The sequence below is a fragment of the Paenibacillus bouchesdurhonensis genome, from assembly GCF_900155685.1.
Lineage (GTDB): Bacteria > Bacillota > Bacilli > Paenibacillales > Paenibacillaceae > Fontibacillus > Fontibacillus bouchesdurhonensis.
On record NZ_LT732548.1, the window covers coordinates 4,105,998 to 4,119,923 of the forward strand.

A 13,926-nucleotide genomic window follows, 5' to 3' on the forward strand; every position below is an offset into this window, starting at 1 on the left:
TGGCTATTTTACTTTCACAGCTATTGTTGCTTGCGGCAGCTAGTGTTGTTAATGTCCGATCTCTCCTATATCTGAAGCCTCAGTATTCCGCCAGCGTCGATATGCGTATCCCAAAAACCCTTTTCGGGACGAAGCATAGAAGCAATAAGCGAGATGACACCGCCATGGGTAATTGCCAAAATCCGCGGCTTCTTGCCAGCATCTCCGCGGCCAAGATAATTCGCTAAATTCGCCCACTCCTGAACCATCTCAGCGACCCGCCGTTCAAATGCTTCCCATGCTTCCCCCTCCGGCGGGGTGACCGATTGCGGATCGTCGATCCACGCGCGATAATGCGGATTTGATTTCAACTCCTCGTAGGTCTGGCCTTCCCACTGCCCAAAATTCATTTCCCGCAGCCGCATCTCATAAATGGCCTGCCCGGCAAGATCCGGTCTAACCCGCTCAAGTGTCTGACGGCATCGCAAAAGGTCACTGCAGTATATAGATGTAAAGAAAATGCCCGCCAGCTTCTGTTCAAGCGCGCACAATCCGGATGCTTCATCATCTAGCAAGGCCATGTCCGAATGCCCTTGATATCGCCGCTCCTTATTCCAGCTCGTTCGTCCATGACGGGCCAGCCACAGCTCTGCTGTATGTTCCTTTTGTTGTTCTTTTTGTTGTTCCAAGCCCTGTCACCTCCAGAACTGCTTCATCAGTTATCGGAATTTGCACCGCGCAATGCTTCAGGTTCGCGGGTTTACCATCCTATGATGGTGGTCAACGACATTCTTCCCTATCGTCCGCTGCTCTTATATCCAATTAAACCCGCCGCTCAAAACTATTCCAGCCAAGGTTCCGATCACCACAAAGGCACTCGATACCCAATAGAGCATCCGGCTCGTTTTTGGAATGTCGCCGGCCTCAAGTTCACGGGTCTTGTCCCCCATATATGAGCGAAAAGAAACTATGCCTTGATACGAATTCTCGCCACCGAGCCGAACTCCCAGCGCCCCGGCAACAGCCGATTCCGGGTATCCACTGTTTGGGCTCGGATGAGACGATGCATCGCGGCGTACCAAGGCGGCAGCCCTTTTGGCATCAAAGCGCAGAAACCATGCCGCCGCAATGAGCAGCAGAGCCGTCAAACGCGCGGGGATATAGTTCGCAATATCATCCAGCCTGGCCGACGCCCAGCCGAGATCGATATATTTCTCGTTCCTGTAGCCGACCATTGAATCGAGGGTGTTGACGGCGCGGTAAGCCATTGCCAGGGGGGCGCCGCCCAGCACCGCGAAGAAGAGCGGCGAAATGACGGCGTCGACGATATTTTCGGCGACCGTCTCCACCGCGCCGCGCACCACGTCCGGCTCTTGGAGATGTGCGGTATCGCGCCCAACGATCATGCCGAGCGCGCGGCGAGCGGCGGGCAAATCCCCGCGGCGCAAATGGCCGTACACCTCCATGCCGGCTTCCTGCAGCCCTTTGGCCGCGATGGTTGTGGCAATCAGCGCGGCTTCTGCCAGCGCGGCAAGCCACGGGCTGACCTGGGCCAATAGCCATAGCACGGCCCAGGTGAGCGCAAAGCTGCCGCCAACGACGAGCAGCGGCAGCAGCAGCCCCGCGGCCCGATAGGCGCGGGGCTTCGCCAGGCGGCGAATTGCCGCCTCGATCGCGGTTATCGCCTTCCCCATCCCGACGACGGGATGGGGAAGCCAACGCGGATCGCCAAGCAGCCGGTCGAGCGCGTACGCGACCGGCAGCACCCACCACGCAGCCGTCATTTCGGCCCTCCGGCCGCGGCCAAAGACTCGCGAACCGCGTCGTAGACGAGGCGGCCAATGGCGCCGCCAAGGTCGGTCGCGGTTCCCGCGTAGGCGTGCAGCAGCGGCCACTTGGCCCGCTGGCTGACGCCCAGCATGACCGCATCCGTCGTTGTGCCGGTTGCGGTCAGGCCAATCTCGGCATCGCGTACGCCGAGATCGCTTAGCGCGGCTGCCTTCGCCTCCGTCGCCGTGATGATGGCGTTCACCATAGCCGCGGGGGTCATTCTGCCGTCAACGACGAGCATAATGTTGATCGTGCCCGGCGTCCAAGAGGCGGGGAACGTCGTCCGCCTCACGCCGGCCCGGGCCGCGTTGGATACGCCTGCGGTCACGCAGCACAGCACGCCGTAATCGGCGCCCTGCTCCTCCACGATTGCGGTGTGCTGCAGCTGCACCGCCGTTAACAGCCCGGCCGCCCCCTGCTCAGGATACCCCCAATCCCGCAGCAAATTCCGAATGTCCCGCTCCGGATCTTCACAGTGATAGAACCGATCGACATAAATATTCACGAATCTTTGCAGCGATTGCATTCCGCCGCCGTATACCGCGCTTCCTAAGCTATCCATCCGTTCCGGCGCTTCCAGCAGAATATGCCGCTCCTTCCGGTACAGCTTCAACCCCGGCCATATTTCTGCATGGTAGACCGTCTGACCCACTTGATCCTTACCGCGAAATTGACTTGCTTCATTCACTGGAGTTGGTTTGGCCTGAGCATTTGGTTTGGCCTGACCATCCAATTCCGTCCGATTCTCCTTACTAGCCTCGCTAGACTTACTGGTCTCACTAGCTATACTAGCTCTACTAACCTCACTGACCTCTCCAGCCTCACCAACGTCCACAGCTTGTTCCGCTTGAACATGCAAAAAAGGGGTCGTCATCCCTGTCCGCCTCCAATCACCTGCTCCATTTCCCGGATCAGGATGACATTCGCTCCCCGATCCTTCACCGCGACGCGGATATGGCTCTCGCCAAGTCCCGGGTACATCGCGCAGCTTCGCACAAGCACGCCGCGCCGTCCAAGCGCCTCCTGCATGCTGCCGGCGGCCCACGGCTCCGGGAGCTTCAGAAGCAGGTAGTTCGCTTCCCCCGGTGTCACCTCGCAGCCCAAGCGTACAAGCTCCGCCCGGAGATACTCCCGTTCAGCCGCAATCGCGGTGATCGTCGCCGCCTCGTATTCCGATCCCGCATGTAGGCTGAACTCGCCTGCCCGCAGCGCCAAAATATTTACGCTCCATGTCACCTGCTTGCTCCTCATCGCGGCCACCATATGGGGGTGTGCGATGCCATAGCCGAGCCGCAGACCGGGGATCGCATAGAATTTCGTCATCGACCGAACGAAGATCACATGCGGATACGTCTCCAGCTCGGGCAGCAGCGATTGGCGACGTTCCGCAGGAATAAAGTCGATGAAGGCTTCATCGAACACAAGATAAGTCTTATGCCGCTCCGCGGCCTTCGCAAGCTGCCGCAATTGTTCCACCTCATATTGCACTCCGTTCGGGTTGTTCGGCTGTCCAAGAAACACAAGGTCGCTTGAAGCAATCAGCTGCACAATCTGCGTGGGCTCGGCGCGGTAGTCCCGCTCTGCGGTGCCGTAAACCGCGTGAACCTCAGCTCCAAATTGCCGAGACAGCGTTTCATATTCCGAGAAGCAGGGCTGCACAACCCCGACCTTGCCTGGTGCCAGCGCCAATAAAATAAGGGCCATGATTTCCGCCGCTCCGTTGCCTATGCAAATGGCCTTCTGCTGAATTCCGTGTCGCTCGGCCAATAAGGCAAGCAGCGCCCGATGGCCCGGATCGGGGTAACGAATGATTTCAGGCAGCGCGGCCCGAAGCGCCTCCAACATGCCCGGCGGTGGCCCGAGCGGATTAATATTTGCGCTAAAGTCGGTGAATTGCCCCGGCGCAAGGCCGTATCGCAGTGCTGCCGACTCTACATCTCCTCCATGTCCGTACACTTCCAACATATCGCCATTCCTCTTTTCCCATAAACAATTAATATGTTTTGGCTGTTTTTCGCCCGTAAGTTCAATGCCCTCATTATGAGGTGAATTCCTATCTTCCGTCAATGTCGGCTGAACGCATGATTGCCCATTAAATGTAAAATGCTTACTGCCGCGTTTTTTCCTTTGGTTTCGGTCTTAATTGGTTTACAATAATTACGGTAGGATATTTCAAATTTACTTTTAAAAATATAGATCTGTAATGGAGGAAGAGTCATGCTGTTTATTGATAACCAGGGAATTACCGATGCCTCGGTCAATTTGGCCATTGAGGAGTACGCGCTGAAGCATCTTCCACTCGAAGATGACAGCTATTTGCTGTTCTATATTAATGCGCCGTCGATTATTATCGGCAAGCATCAGAATACGATCGAAGAGATTAATTTGGATTATGTCAAGGAAAACAACATCCAGGTCGTGCGCCGTTTGTCCGGCGGCGGAGCGGTCTACCACGATCTGGGCAACTTGAATTTCAGCTTCATTACCAAAGATGACGGGCAGTCCTTCCACAACTTCCGCAAGTTCACCCAACCGGTCGTTGAAGCGCTGCAATCTCTCGGTGTCAATGCGGAGATGACGGGCCGCAACGATTTGCAGGTCGGCGAGCAGAAAATTTCCGGCAACGCTCAGTTTTCCACACGTGGACGCATGTTCAGCCACGGTACGCTCATGTTCAACCTGAATCTGAACGATGTAGCCGCTTCCCTGCACGCCAATCCTGAAAAATTTAAATCCAAGAGCACCAAATCCGTACGCAGCCGGGTAGCGAACATTATTGACTTTTTGGAGCAAAAAATGACGATCGAAGAGTTCCGTGCTGAACTGCTCCGTCATATTTTTGGCATGGACGCAGACAAGGTTCCGCAATATCGCCTGACCGAAGATGATTGGAGCAAGATTCATGAAATTTCTAAGGAACGATATAAGAACTGGGATTGGAATTTCGGGCTGTCCCCGGAATCCAATGTGAAGCATTCGAAAAAATTCCCAATCGGCATCATTGATCTGCGCATGGATATTAAGGATGGACATATTCAAGGCATTAAAATTTACGGCGATTTCTTCGGTGTCGGCGACGTCGCGGATATAGAGGACAAGCTGCGCGGGGTACGCCATGAGGAAGAAGCGGTTCGCCAGGCGCTGGAAGGCATCGACATCAAGCACTATTTCGGCAACCTGGAATTTGATGATTTCGTGGGTTTGGTCTTCCTGAAAGAGTAGCCGTTCGTGAAAAAAATAAATATGCCGCGTTCACGCATTGCCGACCTGAGCCTGCTTGCCGTCGCCATGATGTGGGGCTGCACCTTCCTGATCGTGCAAAATGCAGTGCAGGCGCTCCCGCCGCTCGCCTTTAATGCGATTCGCTTCATTGGAGCCTCCCTGCTGCTGGCGCTGATTACGACGCTGTTCTACCGCAAGGATTGGCGCCGGTTCAATCTGCGCTTGCTCGGCCATGGCGTGCTGCTGGGACTGTTCCTGTGCGCGGGCTATGGCTTCCAAACGGTCGGCTTGCTCTATACGACGACTTCGAATGCCGGATTCATCACCGGCTTGTCCGTCGTACTCGTGCCGTTTCTATCCGTTGTCCTGTTCCGGCATAAGCTGTCCGTATTCACCTGGCTCAGCGCCCTGCTGGCTGCTGCCGGGCTATACCTGTTAACGTTCACGAACGGTAGTTTTTTGTTGAATCGCGGCGACGTCCTGATTCTGCTTTGCGCCTTCGCCTTTGCGCTGCATATCGGCTTTACGGGTCTCTACGCTCCCCATTACCCGGCTCTGCTGCTAGCTACGGTTCAGCTTGGGGTGACCGGATTGTTCAGTCTGGTCGCCTCCCTAATGACCGAACATACCGGAACTTTCGCTCAAACGACAGAGCTGCTTCTGCGTCCCGAGGTGCTGCTGGCGCTTCTCGTTTCCATCGGCCCAACCAGCGCCTTTGCCTTTTGGATTCAGACCGTTTGTCAAAATTACACGAGCCCAGCGCGGGTTGCCGTAATATACGCGATGGAGCCGGTATTCGCAGCAATTACGGGCGTGCTGTTCGCCAGCGAGCGGTTGGGCTGGTCTGCGCTGCTGGGCTGCGGCTTTATTCTTACCGGAATGCTTCTTGCCGAGTTAAAGGCAGGCCAAAGCTCGGATGATGGAAACAAGAATGATGGCGGACATTCGAACTCTTCATACCAAGCAGCAAGGGAAGAGGATATTCCCTCTCTGCCTACGGAGGGCGCTACTTAAGTTCGAGGTTACTGCTTTCAATCATAACAAGAAGAGGAGACACCTACACGATGTACAAACTTATTGCAATTGATATTGATGATACCTTGATTAATGATGACAAAGAGGTTACTCCGGCAACGCAGCAAGCGTTGGAAGAAGCTATTGCTGCGGGGGTAGTTGTTACGCTGGCCACCGGGAGAGCCTACTCCTCCGCCCAGGCGATTGCACGCCAAACCGGTCTTAATGTACCGATCATTACATACCAGGGCGCCTACGTGAAGAATCTGCTCGATGAAAAAGTGCTGTACGAGCGCTATTTCCCTCTGGACGCAGCCAGCAAGCTTTTCGATTATTGCGTGGAGTACAATTTGCATCTGCAAACGTATATCGATGATAAGCTCTATTCCCGAGAAGAGAACCAAAAGCTGATCGATTACACTTCTCTCAACAACACGGAATACTTTATCGAGCCGGATTTTGCCAAGCTGGTAGCCCAGCCTACGCCCAAAATGCTCATTATCGACGAGCCGGATTATTTGGACGAAATCGCCCCGGTGCTTCGCGAGCTGCTCGGGCCGACGGTGCATATTACTAAGTCCAAGCCAAACTTCCTTGAATTCATGCATGCCGAAGGAACAAAGGGGCATGCGCTGAAGTTTATCGCCCGTCATTTCGGCTGCAGTCTGGAGCAGACGATGGCGATTGGGGATTCTTGGAATGATCATGAGATGCTCGAAGCCGCCGGACTTGGCGTCGCTATGGGCAACGCGATCCCCGCGCTGAAGCAAATCGCCGATTATGTGACTCGGAGCAACAATGAAGACGGCATCAAGCATGTGATCGACAAGTTTATTTTTAACCGGGAAGCTTAAATGGAATAAAAGAAGGGGCAGCTTATGGGCTGCCCCTTGCCTTTGCCTTAACCTTTAACCGAGCCTGCTACCATGCCCTTCATTATTTGATCCTGCAGGATCAAATACACAACAATCGTAGGGATGACGGCGATCGCCATGGCTCCCATCGTCAGACTGTAGTCCGTACCAAAGCCATCCGAGAATAAGGATAGACTCAAGGGCAAGGTCTTTAGCGCCTGTGAGTTAATGAATACTAGGGCAAAAGAAAAGTCATTCCAAAACCGCAGAAAAGCTAATATTGAAATAGTAGCGATGATTGGGGTACATAGCGGGAAGATCACCCGGCCAAAGATTCCCCACCAGCCGCTGCCGTCGATCATAGCTGCTTCCTCAATTTCCTTCGGAATGGAGGCCATGTAACCCATAGCCAGGAACACAGCCAATGGAAGCTCAAATGCCGTATAAGGCAGAATAAGCGCTCCGTAAGTATTTAGCAGATGCATCTCTTTCATCATAAGAAACAAAGGGACAAGCGTACTATGGATCGGTATAAGCAGGCCTGCCAGAAACAGGGCTACGGCTGTCTTCTTAAAACGAAATTCAAATCGTGAAAGCGCGTAGCCTGCAAGAAGACCAAGAATAAGAGTAAGGATGACGGCGGCTAACGTCACAAACGTAGAATTCAGCATCGCCCTTCCCATATTTCCAAGCTCCCACGCCCGGATAATGTTCTCTTTCATCCACACATTCGGCAGGGAGTAGGGGTTCTTAAAAAAATCCTCATTGGTCTTAAAAGCACTGATAAACAGCCAATACAAGGGATACAGCGTAAGAACGGCATATCCGAGCAAGGTTGATTTTCCGAGTACGGCTAATCCCTTTCCCATAAGCTTTCTGCCAGAGGAATCCACGGCAATTTTCGTCGCTCTGATCGTTCTGAGCTCCACTCTCCTTCCCCCTTCTCGTTATCCCGCTTTCCTTCGAGTCAGGATATAATTGATCCCGATCAATAAGGCGCTTATGATCATGATGATGGTCGACACGGCAGAGCCGTATCCATAACGATAAACACGGAACGTATTGTTATACATATAGGTCGCTAGCAGTTCTGTCGATTGCGCCGGTCCTCCTTGCGTCATCACCATCACATGATCGAACGCCTTCAGGCTTCCCGAGATGCAGAGTACCATGGTAACAATCACGGTACTCCAGATCATAGGCAGCGTTACGTAGAACAGCCTCTTTCTCCCGTATGCTCCATCGATATGAGCCGCGTCGTAAATTTCCGGCGATATATTCTGCAGCGCTGCAATAAAGATAAGCATATAGGGTCCGATATTGCTCCAGTTAATCGGAATGGTGATAGCGAAGATGTTTACATTTGGCACGGAAAGCCAAGCCCGGGTCCAAGACTCTAGCCCGACAGCCTCTAGTATAGTGTTGACCAATCCGAACTGCGGATGGTAGATATATCCCCAAATGAGCCCCACTACAACCGTCGAAAGCACCATGGGCATAAATACCGCCGAGCGGATAAACTTGGAGAAGAACGAATTCTTGACCAGAACCAAAGCTAAGAGAAGTGCGATAGGAATCTGCCCTATGATCGCCGATACAACCAGAATCAAGTTATTTCTAAGCGCTCTCCAAAAAATAGCGTCCTGAAGGATTTCACGATAGTTGCCTGCGCCGATAAATTTGGATGCTCCGATCCCCTTCCATTCGAATAGTCCATAGTAAGCGGACCAAAAAATGGGAACGATTACAAAGACCACAAACAGAATTAGTGCCGGGAGCAGGGCTAGCGCAATGAAGCTTCTACTCCGCAGAGCGGTAGGCATGAGAAGTCTACCTCCTTATGTCGACTCGGGATAGCCCTACTATGGGGTGACTGACCTGGCCTGTGCATCTTGGAGCTTCTTCGCGACACTTTCTATAGAACCTCCTGCCATAATCTCCTGGAGTCCGTTGTTGATCACTTCTGCAGCTTCTGCAGATAAATAGGCGTCATAGACGGGGGTAATATTGGTCTTCTTCACCAGGTTAAACGCCTTATAGTACAGCGTGCTTACCTTGGATTCATCAATGTCCGTATCGTACATCACCATGGAATTACTCTCGGCAATCGCCTTCTGTGCTTCCGGGCCGCTAACGGCATAAATAAGCTCGAGGGCTGCTTCCTTAGCTGCGCCTTCCGTCCGTTTGCTCAATGCGAGGCCGCCGCCTGCACCGCCGGAAATCGTATTCGCTTCTCCTTTGCCCCCCGGAATTGCCGGGAGCACGGTAACGTCAACGACCTTCATCTGCTCCTCGCTCGCCGAGGCTGCCAAATTGGTGAGACTCCAGGCGCCGCTGATCATCATAGCCGCATTTCCTTGAATGAAATATTGCTCAGCCTGCGTATTGTCTATGCTGTTGGCTCCCTCCTGGAAGGCCTTATGGTCAACCAACTGTTTAAAGTAACCCAGAGCCTCGATAAATTCTGGATCCGTAAACTTCGCGCCATTTTGGGCGGCAGCATTCTCAAACCATTCGGTTCCAGTTACACGGTCAGCGAGCGAACCAAGTATGGTCGATTGCGCTACCCAAGGAGCTTTATTCCCCAAAGCGATCGGCGTGATATTATTTTCGTTAAAAACGTTAATAGCGGTCATCATTTCATCCCATGTCGTTGGAACCTTTACGTTATACTGCTCAAACAGAGCCGTGTTGTAGTAGAGGATGGAAGTTGCCGACATTCCGATAGGAGCTGAGTAAATCTCGTCCGGATCAAATGTAAAGGGATCAAAGGCGCCTGCCAGAAACTTATCCTTCCACTCGGGGTACTGGTCAACAACCTCTGTAATCGGTTGCAATAATCCGGCCCGGTGCAATTCAGCAGAATGACTTCCTGCATAGACGAAGAATAAATCCGGAAGCTCGTTCCCTGCTGCAACCGTGCTTAAGCGCTGGCGGTAGCCATCCGGCGGAATCGCTTGCGCATCGAGTTCCACCTCAGGATGCTCCTCAGCAAACTTCTCGATCAATCCTCTTACGGTTTTGGCCCGCAAGTCATCTCCGGCAAAATTATGCCAAACCGATAGCTTTATTTTCTCGCTCTTCTTGCTGGCGTCGCCAGCCTTGTTACTGCCGCTATCCCCACAGGCTGCGAGAAGCATCGTCATCAGGAGCAGCAAAAGACTCATCTTTCTTAATGATTTCACCGTTATTCCCCCTTTGTTATACGGAACGAACCTATGAACTGCCTAGTCCATCTTGTAAAATAAATTCCTTGAGTGCGAGTTCACCAGTCACCTTTCACCACCAGGGCATATGCTTGCGTTGCTGCGTTTTCTCAGGCGGTATAGCCGCAGAGATGCCTTGTGTGCAAAAAGATGACGGTTCGAACCTGCTCTTTTTTAAGTATAAAGTGGAGGAGAACAGGCCCATAGGGGATATATTTCAGTTGATAGGGGGGCTTTATTCAGCTTTTACTTCGGTATTCCGAAGGGGTTAACCCCGTAAACTTTTTGAATAGACGATTAAAATGCTTGATATCCTCATATCCAATCTGGTAGGCCACTTCACTGATTTTAGCGGGCGTCTCTCTTAACAGAGTCATCGCTTTGCGCAGCTTGGCCTGCGTCACGAATTCAATATAATTCTGCCCGGTCTCCCGTTTGAATACCTCGCTAAAATAGTTCGGGTTCATATGTACATGCTTGGCTACCTGGCTCAGGGAGAGGCTTTGATCCAAGTGATCATGAATGTAGGCCAGTGCCCGCCGAACCGGACTCACTCCGGAAACCATCTGGCTGTACTGCTTCATCATCGATTCAAAATGAACCATCAGCGTCTGTTCGGGCCTGCTCGCTAGTGCAGCCTTATCTATTTCCTCCCCATGGGGCAGCAGGCTGGAATACCCGATGGAAGATGCGGCGCGTTCCAGCCACCGATAACCCGCGATAAGCAAGGAATGCAGGTAAGCCTGAACCGAGCCCGGCGTCGCCTGACTATCCTGCTTGATCCGCTCTAAAATCCTCTCGATCTCCGCCCGCAAGCCCTCCTTGCTGCCTGACCGCAGCAGGGAGGAAAGGGCGATTTCCTCCTCCTGCGTGCAGAATCTTCGCAGACCTTTGCGCGCACCTAGCTCGTCATAGCGTACGAACTGCTCATGGCTTAACAGCCAGGCATAGGAGTGCGCTTCTAAGGCTGTGTCGATGGCTTCGCGCATCTGACGAACATCCCCAATACTCCGGCCACAAGCGGCAAATGTCCGGCAATGCAGCGCTTGCTCAGCCTTTTGAATCGCTCGCACTACGGGATTCCAGCCTGAATGATCGGCTTCGATTTTTACTAACAGCAGTAACGCTTCATTCCATGGCAGCCACTCGCAAGGCAGCCATCCCGTTAACATGTCGCCCAGCTTGCCATGCAGAAGCTCAGAATTGCTCAAACCCTCGCAAGCCCCAGCCTGCGCTGAAATAATCCAGATCTGCAGCTGGTGTTTCCCCTGGATCGTTCGCAGGCGCGGATATCTATGCCACAGCTCCGCTGCCATTTGCTCATCTGGACTGGAAGCAGAGGTTAGCAGTTCTCTTAGAAAACTTCGATTTACAACAGCTTCCTTCGCTCTCCCTCGTTCGTCCGCCTGTCTTCGCTCTTCAAGCCGTTTTTTGGCCCGAAGGGCAGCTTGTATAATCTCATCAGGGCGACTTGTTTTGAGCAGATAATCACTGACTCCTTCCCGCAAAGCCTGCTGGGCGTATGCAAACTCGTCATATCCGGAGATGACGATCATTTCTGTGTTCGGGTATGCCTGCTTGACTTCATGAGCCATCTCCAGACCGCTTTTTCCAGTCATCCGAATGTCTGTAAAGATGATCTCCGGGCGTTCGTCAGGAATGCGCGATAGAGCCTCCTCTGCCGAGGCTGCCGGCTCCAGCACCGTAAATCCGCTAGCTTCCCAATTGATAACACTGCTCAATCCAGTGCGAATGATCACTTCATCGTCAACAATCAGTACTTTCATTCTCATCATCTCCTTGCCCTCGTTAGTTGCTTGCGCTCTCCATGCAAGGGATCGTAAACATGACCCGAGTTCCCTCACCCTCTGTACTATCTACTCGAAGCCCTGCTTCCTTGCCGTAATGAAGCACCAGCCGGTTATGAACGTTGCGCAGCCCATACCCGCCGTTTGCGAATTGCTCTCTCTTATGATCTGGATGCCCCGACAACTGAGTACGAAGCCATTTCAATCGATCAGGCGCGATCCCGATGCCATCGTCTAAAACGGTAAAATGAATGCTTTGCCCATCGCACTCCGCCGAGATTGTAATACAGCCCTTTCCTTCTCGCTTCAATATACCGTGCAGCATGGCATTTTCGACTAATGGCTGAAGCAGCAGCTTTAATGTGAACTGCTCCTGGATAGCCGTATCGACGTCAACCTGAAATACGAATTTATCGGGATACCGGATGGATTGAATGCTTACATAATTTTTGACATGGATGATTTCTTGCTCGATGGAGCAATATTCTCGACCATTATTCAGGCTGGATCTTAAAAAGTCGCTCAATGAGCCTACCATTTCTGCAATTTTGGCATCTTGGTTCATCAGAGCCAGCCAATGAATCGAGGATAGGGTATTGTACAGAAAATGCGGATTGATCTGGATTTGCAGGGCTTGTAAATCCGCTTCTTTTTTGAGCGATTCATTCCGCTTGACTTCGTCCGTTAGTTTGACAATGCGGGAGCTCAGCTTGTTATAGCTGACAATAAGCTGGCCGACCTCATCTATAGACTTCACAGGAATAGCAGGCATAGGCTCCTCAGGGCTATTATGCTTGAGAAAATTAGTCAGCTGGGACAACGGATTCGTTATTTTCTGGATCAGAAAAAGCACCAAAATGATTACAAACAGGATGGCAACCGAGACGGCTACGGCCGTTAAAGTCAGAAAGTAGCGGTTTTGCGAACGATATTCTTCCGAAGGGATGATCCCCGCCAGCTTCCAATTTCCACTGGACATCGTTTTATAGAGAATGGTTTTTTTCTCAACCCCTTCCCCATAGTCTATAAACCCGCTCACTCCATCGAATGGCCCTATGTCGGGATAATAATCCGAGAGTAGAAGATTGGTCTCCCATTCAGGGGGGCCAGCGAGAATCCGATTCTGCTCATCGAGAAGCAGCACAAACCCGCTTTTCTCCAAAACCGCCTGCCTGATTTGCTCGGCAATGACAGCTTGATCGAGATTAATTTGCTCCTTGCCAATCAGTTTGTATTTATCTGTACTACGTATCGGCCTGGCGAGCGTAATCACCTTGCGCACGCCATCGAAGGACCACTGCTGATGGACGCCCGACCACCATTTAGGGTGCTCCTCGTAGTAATTAGGATAAGTCTCAGTAATATCCTTGAAATCGGATCCAGCTAATGATTTATGAGAAATCGGCGGCTTGGCGCCTAATGGCTCGATAATAATATTCGCAATATAATCCTTGGAGAAAGCCAAATTCGTCAGGAAATTGGTAATTGACGTTTGTTGGACAAAATCCCCCTCAGGCGACCGCAAGTAATTCTGGACCCCATTGTGTCCAATTAAAAACAAAGACATATTCTCCACATCCTTGACCATCGTGGCCAAGTAAGCCTCCAGTTGACGCAGCGTATTCATCCCTGATATCTTGGCCTTTTCCTCGGTGAGACCTGCTGCTATATTATAAGAGAACAATCCAAGAAACAGCAGGGGAACTAGTGTAGCCACGATAATGAGTATCGATAATTTATGCTTAAGAGATTTTCCCAACCACCTTTTCATACCCTACACCCCGATCTTAAATTAAACATAACGGAATAAGTCCTGGAAAGTAAACGCTTCCAATTTAAAATTGAATTTTATTCAAGATATGTACTCCACTTCGGCCTAATGGTAACATATTCGCCGAATAGGGTATATCCCCACAGAACTAATCTCTTCTTAATAACATCGACCGCAATTCTCCAAAAAATTAGACTTTCACCGTAGTGTGAATCCCGTGCTGTACCGTAAAAAAAACCGTC

Annotated in this window: 12 protein-coding genes; 3 read left to right on the forward strand and 9 right to left on the reverse strand. The window is 51.8% G+C overall.

Annotated elements, in window-relative coordinates; genetic code table 11:
- Positions 1-65: 65 nt before the first annotated feature.
- From CZ379_RS22705 to cobD, 4 genes are all read right to left on the reverse strand, one after another.
- Positions 66-668 carry a histidine phosphatase family protein gene (locus tag CZ379_RS22705; protein WP_110933695.1) on the reverse strand — a complete coding sequence of 201 codons (603 nt, stop codon included), beginning with the start codon at positions 666-668 and terminating at the stop codon, positions 66-68.
- A 123-nt stretch (positions 669-791) separates the two neighbouring features.
- Positions 792-1,763, reverse strand: coding sequence for an adenosylcobinamide-phosphate synthase CbiB (cbiB, locus tag CZ379_RS22710; protein ID WP_110933696.1), 972 nt, complete (start codon positions 1,761-1,763; stop codon positions 792-794).
- On the reverse strand, positions 1,760-2,683 hold the full coding sequence (locus CZ379_RS22715; RefSeq protein ID WP_110933697.1) for an adenosylcobinamide amidohydrolase: 924 nt from the start codon (positions 2,681-2,683) through the stop codon (positions 1,760-1,762). The genes cbiB and CZ379_RS22715 overlap by 4 nt, the downstream gene beginning before the upstream one ends.
- Positions 2,680-3,774, reverse strand: a complete 1,095-nt coding sequence (cobD, locus tag CZ379_RS22720) for a threonine-phosphate decarboxylase CobD (protein ID WP_110933698.1) — start codon at positions 3,772-3,774, stop codon at positions 2,680-2,682. The genes CZ379_RS22715 and cobD overlap by 4 nt, the downstream gene beginning before the upstream one ends.
- 252 nt (positions 3,775-4,026) lie before the next feature.
- Here cobD and CZ379_RS22725 point away from each other — a divergent pair, with 252 nt between their 5' ends.
- Genes CZ379_RS22725 through CZ379_RS22735 form a run of 3 tightly spaced genes read left to right on the forward strand, consistent with a single transcriptional unit; the run spans position 4,027 to position 6,899 of the window.
- On the forward strand, positions 4,027-5,031 hold the full coding sequence (locus CZ379_RS22725) for a lipoate--protein ligase (RefSeq protein ID WP_110933699.1): 1,005 nt from the start codon (positions 4,027-4,029) through the stop codon (positions 5,029-5,031).
- A 21-nt stretch (positions 5,032-5,052) separates the two neighbouring features.
- On the forward strand, positions 5,053-6,045 hold the full coding sequence (locus CZ379_RS22730) for a DMT family transporter (protein ID WP_234405075.1): 993 nt from the start codon (positions 5,053-5,055) through the stop codon (positions 6,043-6,045).
- A 50-nt stretch (positions 6,046-6,095) separates the two neighbouring features.
- Positions 6,096-6,899 carry a Cof-type HAD-IIB family hydrolase gene (locus tag CZ379_RS22735; RefSeq protein WP_110933700.1) on the forward strand — a complete coding sequence of 268 codons (804 nt, stop codon included), beginning with the start codon at positions 6,096-6,098 and terminating at the stop codon, positions 6,897-6,899.
- Between the two features lie 47 nt (positions 6,900-6,946).
- Here the strand turns inward: CZ379_RS22735 and CZ379_RS22740 are convergent, their stop codons facing one another.
- The 5 genes from CZ379_RS22740 to CZ379_RS22760 form a co-directional block, all read right to left on the reverse strand.
- A complete protein-coding gene (locus CZ379_RS22740) occupies positions 6,947-7,768 on the reverse strand; it encodes a carbohydrate ABC transporter permease (RefSeq protein WP_110934520.1) in 822 nt (273 codons plus the stop codon).
- Positions 7,769-7,846: 78 nt separating this feature from the next.
- Positions 7,847-8,722 (reverse strand): carbohydrate ABC transporter permease, encoded by an 876-nt coding sequence (locus CZ379_RS22745; RefSeq protein WP_110933701.1) that lies wholly within the window; start codon positions 8,720-8,722, stop codon positions 7,847-7,849.
- Between the two features lie 39 nt (positions 8,723-8,761).
- Positions 8,762-10,066, reverse strand: coding sequence for an extracellular solute-binding protein (locus CZ379_RS22750; protein ID WP_407668711.1), 1,305 nt, complete (start codon positions 10,064-10,066; stop codon positions 8,762-8,764).
- 278 nt (positions 10,067-10,344) lie between these two features.
- Positions 10,345-11,892, reverse strand: a complete 1,548-nt coding sequence (locus CZ379_RS22755; protein ID WP_110933703.1) for a response regulator transcription factor — start codon at positions 11,890-11,892, stop codon at positions 10,345-10,347.
- Positions 11,893-11,914: 22 nt separating this feature from the next.
- The gene (locus CZ379_RS22760) at positions 11,915-13,684 is read right to left on the reverse strand and encodes a sensor histidine kinase (protein WP_110933704.1); all 1,770 of its coding nucleotides are present in this window, start codon (positions 13,682-13,684) and stop codon (positions 11,915-11,917) included.
- Between the last annotated feature and the right edge of the window lie 242 nt (positions 13,685-13,926).